Source organism: Leclercia adecarboxylata, from assembly GCF_035787115.1.
In the GTDB taxonomy this organism is placed as follows: Bacteria; Pseudomonadota; Gammaproteobacteria; order Enterobacterales; family Enterobacteriaceae; genus Enterobacter; species Enterobacter adecarboxylatus_E.
Genome location: NZ_JALKTL010000010.1, coordinates 23,653 through 39,926, shown reverse-complemented (window position 1 = coordinate 39,926; position 16,274 = coordinate 23,653). Strand labels below are relative to the sequence as shown.

Annotated in this window: 17 protein-coding genes; 13 read left to right on the top strand and 4 right to left on the bottom strand. The window is 57.7% G+C overall.

The annotated features are described in order from the left end of the window. Positions 1-27: 27 nt before the first annotated feature. The 7 genes from dapF to corA all read left to right on the top strand — a co-directional run bounded on the left by dapF (position 28) and on the right by corA (position 6,717). Positions 28-852 (top strand): diaminopimelate epimerase, encoded by an 825-nt coding sequence (gene dapF, locus MXM41_RS21550; protein WP_325934311.1) that lies wholly within the window; start codon positions 28-30, stop codon positions 850-852. Further along, the gene (locus MXM41_RS21545; protein ID WP_325934309.1) at positions 849-1,556 is read left to right on the top strand and encodes a DUF484 domain-containing protein; all 708 of its coding nucleotides are present in this window, start codon (positions 849-851) and stop codon (positions 1,554-1,556) included. Before dapF ends, MXM41_RS21545 begins: the two co-directional genes overlap by 4 nt. Continuing rightward, a complete protein-coding gene (xerC, locus tag MXM41_RS21540) occupies positions 1,553-2,455 on the top strand; it encodes a tyrosine recombinase XerC (protein WP_325934307.1) in 903 nt (300 codons plus the stop codon). Before MXM41_RS21545 ends, xerC begins: the two co-directional genes overlap by 4 nt. After that, positions 2,455-3,171 carry a 5-amino-6-(5-phospho-D-ribitylamino)uracil phosphatase YigB gene (gene yigB / locus MXM41_RS21535; protein ID WP_325934306.1) on the top strand — a complete coding sequence of 239 codons (717 nt, stop codon included), beginning with the start codon at positions 2,455-2,457 and terminating at the stop codon, positions 3,169-3,171. The genes xerC and yigB overlap by 1 nt, the downstream gene beginning before the upstream one ends. A gap of 78 nt (positions 3,172-3,249) precedes the next feature. After that, complete coding sequence (gene uvrD / locus MXM41_RS21530; protein ID WP_325934305.1) at positions 3,250-5,412, top strand: DNA helicase II; 2,163 nt, start codon at positions 3,250-3,252, stop codon at positions 5,410-5,412. 80 nt (positions 5,413-5,492) lie between these two features. Then, on the top strand, positions 5,493-5,618 hold the full coding sequence (gene ysgD / locus MXM41_RS22900; RefSeq protein ID WP_418936805.1) for a YsgD/CorL family protein: 126 nt from the start codon (positions 5,493-5,495) through the stop codon (positions 5,616-5,618). A gap of 148 nt (positions 5,619-5,766) precedes the next feature. Further along, positions 5,767-6,717 (top strand): magnesium/cobalt transporter CorA, encoded by a 951-nt coding sequence (gene corA, locus MXM41_RS21525; protein ID WP_039031208.1) that lies wholly within the window; start codon positions 5,767-5,769, stop codon positions 6,715-6,717. Positions 6,718-6,790: 73 nt separating this feature from the next. Here corA and rarD read toward each other — a convergent pair whose 3' ends face one another. Further along, positions 6,791-7,687 (bottom strand): EamA family transporter RarD, encoded by an 897-nt coding sequence (gene rarD / locus MXM41_RS21520; protein ID WP_325934304.1) that lies wholly within the window; start codon positions 7,685-7,687, stop codon positions 6,791-6,793. Between the two features lie 51 nt (positions 7,688-7,738). Then, positions 7,739-8,206, bottom strand: coding sequence for an acyl-CoA thioesterase YigI (yigI, locus tag MXM41_RS21515; RefSeq protein WP_325934303.1), 468 nt, complete (start codon positions 8,204-8,206; stop codon positions 7,739-7,741). 158 nt (positions 8,207-8,364) lie between these two features. On the opposite strand from yigI, the gene pldA reads away from it, so the two are divergent. From pldA to rhtC, 3 genes are all read left to right on the top strand, one after another. Beyond that, a complete protein-coding gene (gene pldA, locus MXM41_RS21510) occupies positions 8,365-9,225 on the top strand; it encodes a phospholipase A (protein WP_325934301.1) in 861 nt (286 codons plus the stop codon). Between the two features lie 91 nt (positions 9,226-9,316). Then, a complete protein-coding gene (gene recQ, locus MXM41_RS21505) occupies positions 9,317-11,146 on the top strand; it encodes an ATP-dependent DNA helicase RecQ (RefSeq protein ID WP_325934299.1) in 1,830 nt (609 codons plus the stop codon). A 61-nt stretch (positions 11,147-11,207) separates the two neighbouring features. After that, positions 11,208-11,828 carry a threonine export protein RhtC gene (gene rhtC, locus MXM41_RS21500; protein WP_325934298.1) on the top strand — a complete coding sequence of 207 codons (621 nt, stop codon included), beginning with the start codon at positions 11,208-11,210 and terminating at the stop codon, positions 11,826-11,828. On the opposite strand, the gene rhtB is transcribed toward rhtC, so the two are convergent. After that, positions 11,825-12,445 carry a homoserine/homoserine lactone efflux protein gene (gene rhtB, locus MXM41_RS21495; protein WP_325934297.1) on the bottom strand — a complete coding sequence of 207 codons (621 nt, stop codon included), beginning with the start codon at positions 12,443-12,445 and terminating at the stop codon, positions 11,825-11,827. The genes rhtC and rhtB overlap by 4 nt on opposite strands. 109 nt (positions 12,446-12,554) lie before the next feature. Between rhtB and pldB the strand changes: the two genes are divergently transcribed. The 3 genes from pldB (at position 12,555) to MXM41_RS21480 (ending at position 15,355) form a co-directional block, all read left to right on the top strand. After that, positions 12,555-13,547, top strand: a complete 993-nt coding sequence (pldB, locus tag MXM41_RS21490; RefSeq protein WP_325934296.1) for a lysophospholipase L2 — start codon at positions 12,555-12,557, stop codon at positions 13,545-13,547. A gap of 25 nt (positions 13,548-13,572) precedes the next feature. Continuing rightward, positions 13,573-14,373, top strand: a complete 801-nt coding sequence (gene yigL, locus MXM41_RS21485) for a sugar/pyridoxal phosphate phosphatase YigL (RefSeq protein ID WP_325934295.1) — start codon at positions 13,573-13,575, stop codon at positions 14,371-14,373. Between the two features lie 82 nt (positions 14,374-14,455). Next, positions 14,456-15,355, top strand: coding sequence for a carboxylate/amino acid/amine transporter (locus tag MXM41_RS21480; protein ID WP_220434988.1), 900 nt, complete (start codon positions 14,456-14,458; stop codon positions 15,353-15,355). On the opposite strand, the gene metR is transcribed toward MXM41_RS21480, so the two are convergent. After that, positions 15,243-16,196, bottom strand: a complete 954-nt coding sequence (metR, locus tag MXM41_RS21475) for an HTH-type transcriptional regulator MetR (protein ID WP_325934292.1) — start codon at positions 16,194-16,196, stop codon at positions 15,243-15,245. The two genes, MXM41_RS21480 and metR, sit on opposite strands and share 113 nt — an antisense overlap. Positions 16,197-16,274: the final 78 nt, after the last annotated feature.

The following is a 16,274-nucleotide window of genomic DNA, read 5'->3' as shown; positions in this document are numbered from 1 at the left end:
CACGCGCTCCGCGCAATGGAGTAAAAAATGCAGTTCTCTAAGATGCATGGCCTTGGCAATGACTTTATGGTCGTCGACGCGGTAACGCAGAACGTCTTCTTTTCTCCGGAGCTGATCCGCCGTCTGGCCGATCGGCATCTTGGGGTGGGGTTTGATCAGCTGCTGGTGGTTGAGCCGCCTTATGATCCGGATCTCGATTTTCACTACCGCATATTTAATGCCGACGGCAGCGAAGTCTCCCAGTGCGGCAACGGCGCGCGCTGTTTTGCCCGTTTTGTCCGCCTGAAAGGGCTCACCAACAAGCGCGATATTCGCGTGAGTACCGCCAACGGACGCATGGTGCTCAGCGTGACCGACGACGAGCTGGTGCGGGTCAACATGGGCGAGCCGAACTTCGAGCCGTCACAGGTGCCGTTCCGCGCCAACAAAGCGGAAAAGACCTATATCATGCGCGCGGCGGAACAGACAGTCTTGTGCGGCGTGGTCTCCATGGGGAACCCGCACTGCGTGATTCAGGTTGATGACGCTGCGACGGCGCCCGTCGAGACGCTCGGTCCGGTGCTGGAAAGCCACGAACGTTTCCCGGAACGCGCCAACATTGGATTTATGCAGGTTCTTGCTCGCGAACACATCCGTCTGCGCGTTTTTGAACGTGGCGCCGGAGAAACTCAGGCATGCGGCAGCGGTGCCTGTGCGGCCGTCGCCGTGGGCATTACGCAGGGTTTACTGGCACAAGAGGTTCGCGTGGATTTGCCAGGCGGGCGCCTTGATATCGCCTGGAAAGGCCCGGGCCAGCCGCTCTATATGACCGGCCCGGCGACACACGTTTACGACGGGTTTATCCATCTATGAAACAACCAGGAGAAGAACTGCAGGAGACGCTAACGGCAATGGACGACCGGGCGGTTGTTGATTACCTGCTGCGCCATCCTGATTTCTTTATTCGCAATGCGCGCGTCGTGGAAGAGATGCGCGTTCCGCATCCGGTCCGCGGGACGGTCTCGCTGGTTGAGTGGCATATGGCGCGCGCGCGTAACCATATCAACCATCTCGAAGAGAACATCTCGCTGCTGATGGAGCAAGCCAGCAGCAATGAAGGCCTGTTCTATCGTCTTCTGCACCTGCAGTCGCGGCTGGCATCGGCCAGCAGTCTGGATGAATTTCTTCTCCGTCTGCACCGCTGGGCGCGGGAACTGGGGCTGGCGGGAGCAACGATACGCCTGTTCCCGGATCGCTGGCGTATCGGCGCACCTTCCGGTTTTACCCATCTGGCCTTATCGCGTCAGGCGTTTGAGCCGTTGCGTATCCAGCGTATGGGACAAGAGAGCCACTATCTTGGGCAACTGAATGGCCCTGAGCTGCTGGTGGTACTGCCGGAGGCCAAAGCCATCGGCTCGGTAGCCATGTCGCTGATGGGACGCGACGGCGAGCTGGGTGTAATGCTGTTTACCAGCCGCGATCCGCATCATTACCAGCAGGGGCAAGGTACGCAGCTGCTGCAGGAGATCGCGCAGATGCTGCCCGAGCTGCTGGAGCGCTGGATCGAACGCGTATGACCGACGCTCTGCTGGCCCCTGCCGTCACACGTTTTCTGCGCTATCTGGGCGTTGAGCGGCAGCTCAGCCCGATTACCCTGTTGAACTATCAGCGTCAGCTTGATGCCATCATGCAGTTAGCCGACGAGATCGGCCTGACAAGCTGGCAGCAATGTGATGCCGCCACGGTGCGGACCTTCGCCGTGCGCAGCCGCCGTAAAGGGCTTGGCCCGGCCAGCCTTGCGCTCCGGCTCTCGGCACTGCGCAGCTTTTTCGACTGGCTCGTCAGCCAGGGCGAACTCAACGCCAACCCGGCCAAAGGGATCGCCGCGCCAAAAGCGCCGCGCCATCTGCCAAAAAATATCGATGTTGATGACGTCAACCGGCTGCTGGATATCGATCTTAACGATCCGCTGGCGGTGCGTGACCGCGCCATGCTGGAGGTGATGTACGGCGCCGGGCTGCGTCTTTCCGAGCTGGTTAATCTGGATATCAAACATCTCGATCTGGATACCGGTGAAGTGTGGGTGATGGGCAAAGGCAGCAAAGAGCGTCGCCTGCCCATTGGCCGCAACGCCGTGGTATGGATTGAACACTGGCTCGATCTGCGCGGCCTGTTTGGCACCGACGAAGACGCGCTGTTTCTCTCGAAGCTGGGCAAGCGCATCTCGGCGCGTAACGTGCAAAAACGGTTTGCCGAGTGGGGCATCAGGCAGGGGCTGAACAGCCATGTCCATCCCCATAAGCTGCGCCATTCGTTCGCCACACACATGCTGGAATCCAGCGGTGACTTACGTGGCGTTCAGGAGCTGCTGGGCCACGCCAATTTGTCCACCACACAAATCTATACCCATCTTGATTTTCAACACCTTGCCTCGGTGTACGACGCGGCGCATCCACGCGCCAAACGGGGGAAATAATGCGTTTTTATCGTCCATTAGGCCAAATCTCAGCCCTGACGTTCGACCTTGATGACACCCTTTACGACAACCGCCAGGTGATTCTGCGAACCGAGCAGGAGGCACTGGTGTTTGTACAAAACTACCATCCGGCATTAAAAACGCTGGAAAACACCGAGTTTCACCGCCTGCGCCAGGCGTTACGGCAGACCGAACCGGAAATCTATCATGACGTTACCGAATGGCGTCGTCGTGCCGTTGAGCTGGCGATGCTCAACGCGGGCCTGACCGCTGCCGAGGCGGCGCTTGGCGCAGAGGCCTCAATGACGCACTTCGCGACATGGCGCAGCCGCATCGACGTCCCGCAGGAGACCCACGACACCCTGGCTGCGCTTGCCGAAAAGTGGCCGCTGGTGGCCATCACCAACGGCAATGCCCAGCCGGAGCTGTTCGGCCTTAGCGACTACTTCCAGTTTGTGCTGCGTGCCGGCCCGCACGGACGCGCCAAGCCGTTTAATGATATGTACCACCTGACGGCGGAGAAGCTCGGCCTGCCGCTGGGGAACATTCTTCACGTGGGTGACGACCTGACCACCGATGTCGCAGGGGCGATCCGCTGCGGGATGCAGGCCTGCTGGATCAAGCCTGAAAATGCCGATCTTATGCAGACCTTCGACAGCCGTCTGCTGCCGCACCTGGAAATTTCGCGGTTGGCATCCCTCACCACGCTGATATAATCACCAGCAGTTCTGTATAAATTAACAGTGTATCCGGCGGCTTCTGGTCGCCGGAATACCTTTTTGTGGCGGTGCCCAATGGACGTTTCTTACCTGCTCGACGGCCTTAATGACAAACAGCGTGACGCGGTTGCCGCCTCGCGCACCAACATGCTGGTTCTGGCTGGGGCGGGCAGTGGTAAGACACGCGTGCTGGTGCACCGTATCGCCTGGCTGCAGAGCGTGGAAAACTGCTCGCCATACTCCATTATGGCGGTGACGTTTACTAACAAGGCGGCGGCAGAGATGCGCCACCGTATCGCCCAGCTGATGGGCACCAGCCAGGGCGGCATGTGGGTCGGGACCTTCCACGGGCTGGCGCACCGTCTGCTGCGTGCGCACCATATGGATGCCAGGCTGCCGCAGGACTTTCAGATCCTCGACAGCGAAGACCAGCTGCGCCTGCTGAAACGCCTGATTAAGGCGATGAACCTCGATGAGAAGCAGTGGCCGCCGCGTCAGGCGATGTGGTACATCAATGGCCAGAAAGATGAAGGGCTGCGTCCGCACCACATCCAGAGTTTTGGCAACCCGATTGAGCAGACCTGGCAGAAGGTTTATCAGGCCTATCAGGAAGCCTGCGATCGCGCAGGGCTGGTGGATTTTGCCGAGCTGTTGCTGCGCGCTCACGAGCTGTGGCTCAACAAGCCGCATATCCTGCAGCACTATCGCGAGCGTTTCACCAATATCCTCGTCGACGAGTTCCAGGATACCAACAACATTCAGTACGCCTGGATCCGCCTGCTGGCAGGTGATTCCAGCAAAGTGATGATCGTCGGCGACGACGACCAGTCGATCTACGGCTGGCGCGGCGCGCAGGTTGAGAACATCCAGCGCTTCCTGAAAGATTTCCCGGGCGCAGAGACCATTCGTCTGGAGCAGAACTACCGCTCCACCAGCAACATTCTGAGTGCCGCCAACGCCCTGATTGAAAATAACAACGGACGTCTGGGCAAAAAGCTGTGGACCGACGGCGTCGACGGCGAGCCAATCTCTCTCTACTGCGCCTTCAACGAACTCGACGAAGCCCGCTTCGTGGTGAACCGGATCAAAACCTGGCAGGACAACGGCGGCGCGCTGGAGCAGTGCGCGATCCTCTATCGCAGCAACGCCCAGTCGCGTGTGCTGGAAGAGGCGTTACTGCAGGTGGGGATGCCGTACCGCATTTATGGCGGCATGCGCTTCTTCGAACGTCAGGAGATTAAAGACGCGCTTTCGTATTTGCGCCTGATTGCTAACCGCAACGACGACGCGGCCTTTGAGCGTGTGGTGAATACGCCAACCCGCGGCATCGGCGATCGCACCCTCGACGTGGTACGTCAGACCTCCCGCGATCGCCAGCTGACGCTGTGGCAGGCGTGTCGTGAGCTGTTGCAGGAGCGGGCGCTCGCCGGCCGTGCCGCCAGCGCCTTACAGCGCTTCCTGGAGCTTATCGAAGCCCTGGCGCAGGAGACGGCTGACATGCCGCTGCATGTCCAGACCGACCGGGTGATTAAAGACTCCGGCCTGCGCATGATGTATGAGCAGGAGAAGGGCGAGAAAGGCCAGACGCGTATCGAGAACTTAGAGGAGCTGGTGACCGCCACGCGCCAGTTCAGCTACAACGAAGAAGACGAAGACCTGATGCCGTTGCAGGCATTTCTGTCTCATGCCGCGCTGGAAGCGGGCGAAGGACAGGCCGACACCTGGCAGGATGCGGTTCAGCTGATGACCCTTCACTCGGCCAAAGGGCTGGAGTTCCCGCAGGTGTTTATCGTGGGCATGGAAGAGGGGATGTTCCCGAGCCAGATGTCGCTGGATGAGGGCGGACGACTGGAAGAAGAACGTCGTCTGGCCTATGTCGGCGTGACCCGTGCGATGCAAAAGCTGACCCTGACCTATGCCGAAACCCGGCGTCTGTATGGCAAAGAGGTATATCACCGTCCGTCACGCTTTGTCGGCGAGCTGCCGGAGGAGTGTGTGGAGGAGGTGCGTCTGCGTGCCAGCATCAGCCGCCCGGTGAGCCATCAGCGTCTGGGAACGCCGGTCTCGGAAAGCGATAGCGGCTTTAAGCTGGGTCAGCGCGTTCGCCACGCCAAATTTGGCGAAGGCACCATTGTGAATCTGGAAGGCAGCGGCGAGCACAGCCGCCTGCAGGTGGCATTCCAGGGCCAGGGGATCAAATGGCTGGTGGCCGCTTACGCGAAGCTGGAAACCGTGTAACTTTCAGAAAAATATCACTATTTTGTAACTATCTGCTAGCCTTATATGTATAAGGCTATTTATTACCCTTCAGCGTTCCGTTGCGAGTTGACGCCGCCGTTACTGCTGGCGTAACATGCGCGCACGATTACGCTAAGAGGACATTCGCCTTGGACACACCCAGTAAATACTGGCTCAATTCCCTGTCATCCAGGAACAACTCCTAAGGCTATCTCCTCACGCTGATGGCCTTAGTGGTTGTCAGCGACAATTATTCCCGTCGCGCTGAGTCAGGCTGTTTAATGGTCTGAAACCCAATTTGTTTCTGTGTGCCCACCGAACTGTCCGATATTTTTTGCATTGGGAGTCCCGGTCATGCTGAGCGCATTTCAACTGGAAAAGAACCGACTGATTCGGCTTGAAGCTGAAGAGTCACAACCCCTCATTGATGCCGTTTGGGTGGATCTGGTCGAGCCGGATGACGACGAACGCCTGCGCGTACAATCTGAGCTCGGACAAAGCCTGGCAACCCGCCCGGAACTGGAAGACATCGAAGCGTCCGCCCGTTTCTTCGAAGACGAAGACGGTCTGCACATTCACTCCTTTTTCTTCTTTGAAGATGCAGAAGATCACGCCGGTAACTCCACCGTCGCATTCACCATCCGCGATGGCCGCCTGTTTACCCTGCGTGAGCGTGAACTGCCTGCGTTCCGTCTGTACCGTATGCGCGCCCGTAACCAGGCGATGGTGGACGGCAATGCCTATGAGCTGCTGCTCGACCTGTTTGAAACCAAAATCGAACAGCTGGCGGATGAGATTGAAAACATCTACAGCGATCTGGAAGAGCTGAGCCGGGTGATCATGGAAGGGCATCAGGGCGATGAGTACGACGAAGCGCTTTCGACGCTGGCAGAGCTGGAAGATATCGGCTGGAAAGTGCGTCTGTGTCTGATGGATACCCAGCGGGCGCTGAACTTCCTGGTGCGTAAAGCCCGTCTGCCGGGCGGCCAGCTGGAGCAGGCCCGTGAGATCCTGCGCGATATCGAATCCCTGCTGCCGCACAACGAATCCCTGTTCCAGAAGGTGAACTTCCTGATGCAGGCGGCGATGGGCTTTATCAACATCGAGCAGAACCGCATCATCAAAATCTTCTCGGTTGTATCGGTAGTGTTCCTGCCACCAACGCTTGTCGCATCCAGCTATGGGATGAACTTCGAGTTTATGCCGGAGCTGAAATGGAGCTTTGGCTATCCTGGAGCGATTGTCTTTATGGTGCTTGCGGGACTGGCGCCCTATCTCTACTTTAAGCGCCGTAACTGGCTTTGATTGTTGCGCCCGGTGGCACTCCGCTTACCGGGCCTACAATTGGGTTCCCTCTCCCTGCGGGAGAGAGCAAAAATCACATCCCTTTGCGCGTCCTGCGTTGGGTATAAATCGCGTCCGCAACAAAGACCGCCAGCGCCACCCAGATAAACCCAAACGTCACCATCTTATCCGCGCCCGGCACTTCGCCGTAGAACAGTACCGCCAGCAGGAACATCAGCGTCGGGCCGATGTACTGGAAGAAGCCCAGCGTTGAGAGGCGCAGACGCGTTGCCGCGCCGGTAAAGCACAGCAGCGGGATGGTGGTAACCACACCGGCTGCCATCAGCATCACGTTCAGCGTCCAGGGATTGCTGCCCATGTGGCTGGTGCTACTGTCGGCAATGCCGAACAGATAAATAGCGGCCACCGGCAGCAGCCAGAGGGTTTCAAACAGCATGCCGGTTTGCGCTTCTACGGCGATTTTTTTACGCACCAGGCCATAGAAGGCAAAGCTAAACGCCAGACCGAGGGCGATGACTGGCAGCGAACCAAAGGTCCACAGCTGAACCAGCACACCGCAAAAGGCCAGCAGCACCGCCAGCCACTGCATTCGACGGAAACGCTCGCCAAGGAAAAGCATCCCCAGCACGATATTCACCAGCGGATTAATGAAGTAGCCGAGGCTCGCTTCCAGCATATGCTGGTTGTTCACCGCCCAGATGAATAGCAGCCAGTTACCGCCAATCAGAACCGCAGAGAGCGCCAGCAAGAAAATTTTCTTTGGCGTTTGCAGGAGCGTTTTAACCCCCGACCACTGACGGCTTACGCTCATCAGCGCCACCATAAAGAAGAACGACCAGATCACGCGGTGAGTGAGAATTTCGTCGGCAGGGACGTAGTGAATCAGCTTGAAGTACGCGGGCGCGATACCCCAGATAAAATAAGCGGCGAGCGCGAGTAAAACGCCCTGCCGCGTTTGTTTAGCATCCATCAGGAAAATCCATTACAAAAAAGTAACGCAATTTTACCCGATTTTACTTTTTCAACCCACCATATAAGTGGCGGTTGCGCTGGCGATGTAAACCTGCTCTTCGTTATGCAGCTCCACACGGGCGACGGCAACTTTATTGCCCGCACGCAGCAGGCTGCTGCTGGCGGTGAAGCGATTGCCGCGGCCAGGGCGCAGATAATCGACGCGCAGATCGATTGTGCCCATACGCGACAGACGCTGGCGCAGCTCATCTTCGTTAATGGTGTCGTGGCGGGTCAGGGTGCTGCCGACGCAGACCAGCCCGGCGGCAACGTCGAGGGCAGAAGCGATCACCCCGCCATGCAAGATGCTTTGCGCCCAGTTGCCGACCATCATCGGCTGGTTGTTAAAGCTCAGCTGGGCAAAATCTTTCTCGTAGCGCTCCAGCTCCAGCCCCAGCGCACGGTTGAACGGCATGTGATAGACGAAAATCTCGCCGACAAGCTTCAGCGCTTCGTCAGCAGTTAGCGTGGCAGACATAGCACGTCACATCCTTATTGTTAAAAGGATGTTGATTTTATGCCTCATCAATGTGAATTTCCAGATTAGGAGCGCAGGTGAAGCGACTAATAATTAAATATGTTAAAAGGGATCAAAATAATTCTTCTTTAAAACGCTTTTGCAGGAGAGCATCACCGATGCGGACATATCTGGCCGGGCTACTGGCGGCGGGTGCGCTGCCCCTTACGGCATTTGCACAGGAAACGACAGCACAGGAGATACCTGCCGTGCGGGGCAGCATCATCGCTAACCTGCTGGAGGAGCACGATAACCCCTTCACGCTTTATCCCTATGACAGCAATTATCTGATCTACACCGCCACCAGCGACCTCAACAAAGAGGCGATCAAAACCTATGACTGGGCCGACGATTCGCAAAAGGATGAGGTGAAATTCCAGCTAAGTCTCGCCTTCCCGCTCTGGCGCGGCATTCTGGGGCCGAATTCGATTCTGGGTGGCTCGTATACCCAGAGATCCTGGTGGCAGTTATCCAACAGCGATGAATCCTCGCCGTTTCGCGAGACCAACTATGAGCCCCAGCTGTTCCTCGGGTTTGCTACCGATTACGCGCTGGCTGGCTGGACGCTGCGGGACGTGGAGTTTGGCTATAACCATCAATCTAACGGTCGCGCCGACCCCACCTCGCGCAGCTGGAACCGTCTCTATACCCGCCTGATGGCGCAGAACGGTAACTGGATGGTGGAGGTGAAACCCTGGTATGTGATGGGCAATACCGACGATAACCCGGATATCACCAAATACATGGGCTACTACCAGTTGCGGGTGGGGTATCAGCTGGGCGAGGCGGTGCTCAGTGTGAAAGGACAGTACAACTGGAACACCGGCTATGGCGGTGCAGAGATGGGCGTCAGCTACCCGCTGACGAAGCATGTTCGTCTCTATACCCAGGTTTACAGCGGCTATGGCGAATCGCTGATCGACTACAACTTCAACCAGACCCGCGTAGGTGTGGGCGTGATGCTGAACGATCTTTTCTAGCCTCCTCGAATGTTTTTGTCTTAAACGTTGAAGTTTCTCTCGCAGGCGCTGAAAATAGCGCCTGTTTTTATTTCGGGCAAATGGGGTTGATGTGGTGCAGGCGGAAGTCGTTAATCAGGAGTCGCTGGCTAAACAGGTTTTGCATGAAACCTTTGGCTATCACCAGTTCCGCCCGGGCCAGGAAACCATCATTAACACCGCCCTTGAGGGCCGTGACTGTCTGGTGGTCATGCCGACCGGCGGCGGAAAATCGCTGTGCTATCAGGTTCCCGCGCTGGTTTTGAACGGCCTGACGGTGGTGGTTTCACCGCTCATCTCGCTGATGAAAGACCAGGTCGACCAGCTGCTGGCGAACGGCGTGGCGGCGGCCTGTCTTAACTCCACCCAGACCCGCGAACAGCAGCAGGAGGTGATGGCCGGGTGCCGCACCGGGCAGGTCCGCCTGCTCTATATCGCCCCGGAGCGCCTGATGCTGGATAACTTCCTTGAGCATCTGGCCCACTGGAACCCGGTGCTGCTGGCGGTGGACGAAGCGCACTGTATCTCACAGTGGGGGCATGATTTCCGTCCGGAGTATGCTGCACTCGGTCAGCTGCGTCAGCGTTTCCCCGAGCTGCCCTTTATGGCGCTCACCGCCACCGCCGACGATACTACCCGGCTGGATATTGTCCGCCTGCTGGGGCTCAGGGATCCGCTGATTCAGGTCAGCAGCTTCGACCGCCCGAACATCCGCTACATGCTGATGGAGAAGTTTAAGCCGCTGGATCAGCTGTTGCGCTATGTGCAGGAGCAGCGCGGTAAATCCGGCATTATCTACTGCAACAGCCGGGCGAAGGTAGAAGACACCGCCGCCCGTCTGCAAAGCCGGGGCTTCAGCGCCGCGGCTTACCATGCTGGCCTGGAAAACCACATTCGCGCCGAGGTACAGGAGAAGTTCCAGCGCGACGATCTGCAGATCGTGGTGGCGACCGTTGCCTTTGGCATGGGGATCAACAAGCCGAACGTGCGCTTTGTGGTGCATTTCGACATTCCGCGCAATATCGAATCCTACTATCAGGAGACGGGCCGCGCCGGGCGTGATGGCCTGCCCGCCGAAGCGATGCTGTTCTACGATCCGGCAGACATGGCCTGGCTGCGCCGCTGCCTTGAAGAAAAACCCACCGGGGCGCTGCAGGATATCGAGCGGCATAAGCTCAACGCGATGGGCGCTTTTGCCGAAGCGCAAACCTGCCGCCGCCTGGTGCTGCTTAACTACTTTGGCGAGGGACGTCAGGCGTCGTGCGGCAACTGCGATATCTGTCTCGACCCGCCGAAGAAGTATGACGGGCTGATGGACGCGCGTAAGGCGCTTTCCACCATTGGTCGTGTCAATCAGCGCTTCGGGATGGGCTACGTGGTCGAAGTGCTTCGCGGCGCAAACAATCAGCGTATCCGCGAGATGGGGCACGACAAGCTGCCGGTCTACGGCATTGGCCGCGATCAGAGTCATGAGCACTGGGTCAGCGTGATCCGCCAGCTTATTCACCTGGGATTTGCCACCCAGAACATTGCCCAGCACTCCGCGCTGCAGCTCACCGAAGCCGCCCGGCCAGTACTGCGTGGTGAGGTCGAATTGCAGCTCGCCGTTCCGCGGGTGGTGGCGCTGAAACCGCGGGTGATGCAGAAATCGTACGGCGGTAACTACGATCGCAAGCTGTTCGCCAAGCTGCGTAAATTGCGCAAAGCCATCGCCGATGAAGAGAATATCCCGCCTTATGTGGTGTTCAACGATGCCACGCTGATTGAAATGGCCGAGCAGATGCCGCTCAGCGCCAGCGAAATGCTCAGCGTCAACGGCGTCGGGACGCGCAAACTTGAGCGCTTTGGCAAAGAGTTTATGGCGCTTATTCGTTCCCATGCCGATGGCGATGATGAGGAGTAGTCAACCCGGCAAAAAAGTGCCAGGATGATTACTCCCTGAACTATTTCCCCGCGAGTTAATTATGTTAACCCTGTTTCTGACCGTGGCGCTGGTGCATATTGTGGCGCTGATGAGCCCTGGCCCTGACTTTTTCTTCGTTTCACAAACGGCGGTGAGCCGTTCGCGCAAAGAGGCGATGATGGGCGTGCTGGGCATTACCCTTGGCGTAATGGTCTGGGCTGCCCTGGCTCTGCTGGGCCTGAACCTGATCCTCGCAAAGATGGCCTGGCTGCATAACATCATTATGGTTGGCGGCGGTCTGTATCTGTGCTGGATGGGCTATCAGATGCTGCGCGGGGCGTTCATGAAAGATAACAACGAGGCGCCAGAGCCCAAAATGGAGCTGGCCGCCGGTGGGCGTAGTTTTGTAAAAGGGCTGCTGACGAACCTTGCGAATCCCAAGGCGATTATCTATTTCGGCTCGGTATTTTCATTGTTCGTGGGTGATGACGTCGGCACCGGGGCGCGCTGGGGGATTTTCCTGCTGATCGTGCTGGAGACCTTCGCCTGGTTCACGGTGGTGGCGAGCCTGTTTGCACTACCGTCGATGCGTCGCGGCTATCAACGTCTGGCAAAGTGGATTGACGGCGTTGCCGGCGCGTTATTCGCCGGCTTCGGTATTCACCTCATCCTGTCGCGTTAAGCGTGCCTTGCTGACGCCAGCAGCGCACCTACCAGCATAAACAGCGAACCAAACACTTTATTCAGGGCCTTCACCTGGCGAGGCCCTTTAATCCAGGTCGTAATCCGCGTGGCCAGCGTCGCATAGCCAATCATCACAATAATATCGACCACGATAGTGGTTACGCCGAGCACCACGTACTGCATGATCTGGGGCTGATGCGGCACGATAAACTGTGGAAACAGGGCGGCCAGAAAGACGATGCTTTTCGGGTTGGTGAGATTTACAAACACCGCGCGTTTAAACAGCTTGCCCCGGCTTTGCGTCCGGGCGAGGGTGTTCAGATCGAGGGAGCCTGCAGCGCGCCACTGCTGGATCCCCAGCCAGATAAGATAGGCCGCCCCGGCCCATTTCAGCACCTCGAAGGCCAGCACCGAACGGGAGAACAGCGTGCCGAGCCCTACGCCGACCAGCACAATGTGAATACCCAGCCCGGTCTGCAAGCCGGCAATTGACGCCGCTGCGCCGCGATAGCCGTGGTTCATGGCAGTGGTCATGGTATTGATCGCCCCGGAACCCGGAGAAAGACTAAGGATAATGGATGTCAGCAGGTAGGCGAACCACCACTCGAAGGTCATTTGAAACTCCCGAATCGTCTATTTTTATGCCACAATACGCTAATGTTGCGTCATTTTGCTGCCTGTCACGAAAAAACGATATTCCTTGGCTTACAGGGGCGTAAACCCGATGTTTCAGCTGAATAAGGACTGGGAAACGCGAGAAAAGGCATTTGCTGCTTTCTCCATGGGACCGTTGACCGATTTCTGGCGCCAGCGCGAGGAAGATGAGTTTACGGGGGTTGGGGATATCCCGGTACGCTTCGTTCGTTTCCGTGATGAAAAAAATGACCGGGTGATTGTCGTCTGCCCTGGACGTATCGAAAGCTACATCAAATATGCCGAGCTGGCGTACGATCTGTTCCATCTGGGTTTTGATGTGTTAATAATCGACCATCGCGGGCAGGGGCTTTCCGGTCGGATGTTGCCGGATACTCATCGTGGCCACGTGGAAAACTTCAGCGATTACGTCGACGATCTGGCCGCATTCTGGCAGCAGGAAGTGCAGCCCGGCCCGTGGCGCAAGCGCTATATTCTTGCGCACTCCATGGGCGGCGCCATTTCTACGCTCTTTTTGCAGCGCTACGATCACCAGTGCGATGCCATTGCGCTTACCGCGCCGATGTATGGCATTGTGATACGTTTTCCGGACTGGATGGTGCGCCATCTTCTCGACTGGGCTGAGGGCCATCAGCGCATTCGTGAAGGCTATGCCATTGGAACAGGGCGCTGGCGGGCTTTGCCGTTTGCCATTAACGTCTTAACCCACAGCCAGCAGCGTTATCGCCGCAACCTGCGATTCTATGCCGATGAACCGCGTTTACGCGTCGGCGGGCCCACCTGGCACTGGGTTCGCGAAGGCATCCTGGCGGGTGAACAGGCGCTGGCGGGCGCCGGTCAGGACGACACCCCTATGCTGATCCTTCAGGCTGAAGAGGAGCGGGTGGTGGATAACCGTATGCACGACCGCTTTTGTGAACGGCGAGCCGCAGCCGGACACCCTTGTGAAGGGGGTAAACCGCTGGTCATAAACGGCGCGTACCATGAGATCCTTTTCGAAAAGGACGCCATGCGCTCAGTCGCACTCCACGCCATCGTCGACTTTTTCGGCAGGCATAACTGATATTCACCAGAGGTTAAATTTTTCTATGTACCAGGTTGTTGCGTCTGATTTAGATGGCACGCTGCTCTCCCCCGATCACTCTTTATCGCCCTACGCGAAAGAGACCCTGAAACTCCTCACCGCCCGTGGCGTGAACTTTGTCTTCGCTACTGGCCGCCACCACGTTGATGTGGGGCAGATCCGCGATAATCTGGAGATCAAATCCTACATGATCACCTCCAACGGCGCCCGCGTGCACGATCTGGACGGTAATCTGATCTTCACCCACAACCTCGATCGCGATATCGCCACCGATCTGTTCGGTATCATGCATAGCAACCCCGACATCATCACTAACGTCTATCGCGATGATGAATGGTTTATGAACCGTCATCGCCCGGATGAGATGCGCTTCTTCAAAGAGGCGGTCTTTAACTATTCATTGTATGAACCGGGCCTGCTGGAGCCGGAAGGCATCAGCAAAGTGTTCTTCACTACCGACAGCCACGAAGCGCTGCTGCCGCTTGAGCAGGCGATTAACGCCCGCTGGGGCGATCGCGTGAACGTGAGCTTCTCCACGCTTACCTGCCTGGAAGTGATGGCGGGCGGCGTCTCTAAAGGCCACGCCCTGGAAGCGGTCGCGCAGCGTCTGGGCTTTAATCTGAAGGACTGCATCGCCTTTGGTGACGGCATGAACGACGCCGAGATGCTGTCGATGGCGGGTAAGGGCTGCATTATGGAAAATGCTCACCAGCGCCTGAAAGATCTGCACCCGGAGCTGGAAGTGATCGGCACCAACGCTGACAACGCGGTGCCAAAATATCTGCGTAAACTGTTCCTTGAATAATCTTCACGTGGTTGTTTAACGTTCAGTTGTCAACCAAAGAGTTCGCTACAATGCCTGTCCATCTTTTCAAGAGACAAGCATTGTGGCGCTACTCATTATCACCACTATCCTGTGGGCCTTCTCATTTAGCCTGATCGGCGAATATCTTGCCGGCCATGTCGACAGCTACTTCTCGGTGCTGATGCGCGTAGGGCTGGCGGCGCTGGTTTTCCTGCCGTTCCTGCGTACACGCGGACAAACGCTGAAAACCCTTCTGCTGTATATGCTGGTGGGCGCGATGCAGCTCGGTATCATGTATCTGTTCAGCTTCCGCGCTTACGTCTACCTGTCTGTGTCGGAATTTTTGCTGTTTACCGTACTCACGCCGCTCTATATCACCCTGATCTACGATCTGCTCAGCAAACGTCGCTTGCGCTGGGGATACCTGCTGAGCGCGGCGCTGGCGGTGGTGGGCGCGGCGATCATTCGCTACGACAAAGTGAGCGATCATTTCTGGACCGGACTGATGTTCGTCCAGCTTGCTAACATCAGCTTTGCGATTGGCATGGTGGGCTATAAGCGCCTGATGGAAACCCGTCCGATGCCGCAGCACAACGCGTTTGCCTGGTTCTATATGGGGGCGGCGATCGTGGCGGTGGCGGCGTGGTTCATGTTGGGGAACCCACAAAAACTGCCGACCACGACGCTGCAGTGGAGCGTGCTGGTCTGGTTGGGCGTGGTGGCATCCGGGCTGGGCTACTTCATGTGGAACTATGGCGCCACGCAGGTGGACGCCGGAACGCTCGGGATCATGAACAACGTCCACGTCCCCGCAGGCCTGCTGGTGAACCTCGCCATCTGGCAGGAGCAACCGCACTGGCCAAGCTTCATTATTGGGGGAACGGTGATCCTGGCTTCACTGTGGGTACATCGCCGTTGGGTCGCTCCGCGCTCCGGACAAACGGCAGATGATCGCAAGCGTGATTCCGCGCTGAGCGAATAAAGGCCTCGGTAACCGGTTGACGCTGCTCGCCATCACGCACGGCAGCGTACAACCGGCTCCACAATCCCTCACCCAGGGTTTTGGTTACCACCAGACCCTGGCGCTCAAAGCTCTCCACCACCCAGTGCGGTAACGCGGCGATGCCCATTCTGGCAGCGACCATCTGAATCAACAGCAGGGTGTTGTCCACGCTTTTCAGCTGCGGGCTGATGCCAGCCGGCTGCAGGAAGTGGCGCCAGATATCCAGACGACTGCGCTGTACCGGATAGATGAGCAGCGTTTCGGTCGCCAGATCTTCCGGTGTAATACGCGTTCTGGCGGCCAGCGGATGATCCGGCGCCAGTACCAGACGCACTTCAAAATCAAACATGGGCGAATAGTGCAGCCCGCTGCGCGGCAGAATGTCCGAGGTCATCACCAGATCCAGCTCGCCCTGCTGGAGCGACGGCTGCGGGTCAAAGGTGACGCCGGATTTAAAGTCCATCTCCACCTGCGGCCAACGCTGGCGGAAGTTCTCAAGTGCGGGGGTCAGCCACTGAATGCAGCTGTGACACTCAATGGCGATGCGCAGCCGGGTTTGCTGTGGCTCATGGCAGGCCTGCAACGCGCTGGCGATTTGCGGCAATACCTGATTGGCCAGCTGTAGCAGCACCTCACCCTGAGGCGTGAAGCGCAGCGGCTGACTCTTACGGACAAACAGACGGAAGCCAAGGCGCTGTTCCAGATCGCTGAACTGGTGGGAAAGGGCGGATTGCGTCTGGTGCAGCGCCGCCGCTGCCGCCGCAAGAGAACCGCAGTTCCGCAACGCCTGGAGCGTTTTCAGGTGTTTTATTTCGATCATGAATGTCCTTCACTTCGCCATGAACAATTTGCGCTTGAGGAATATACAGTACTTGCGAAATATAGCGGTGTAAACATC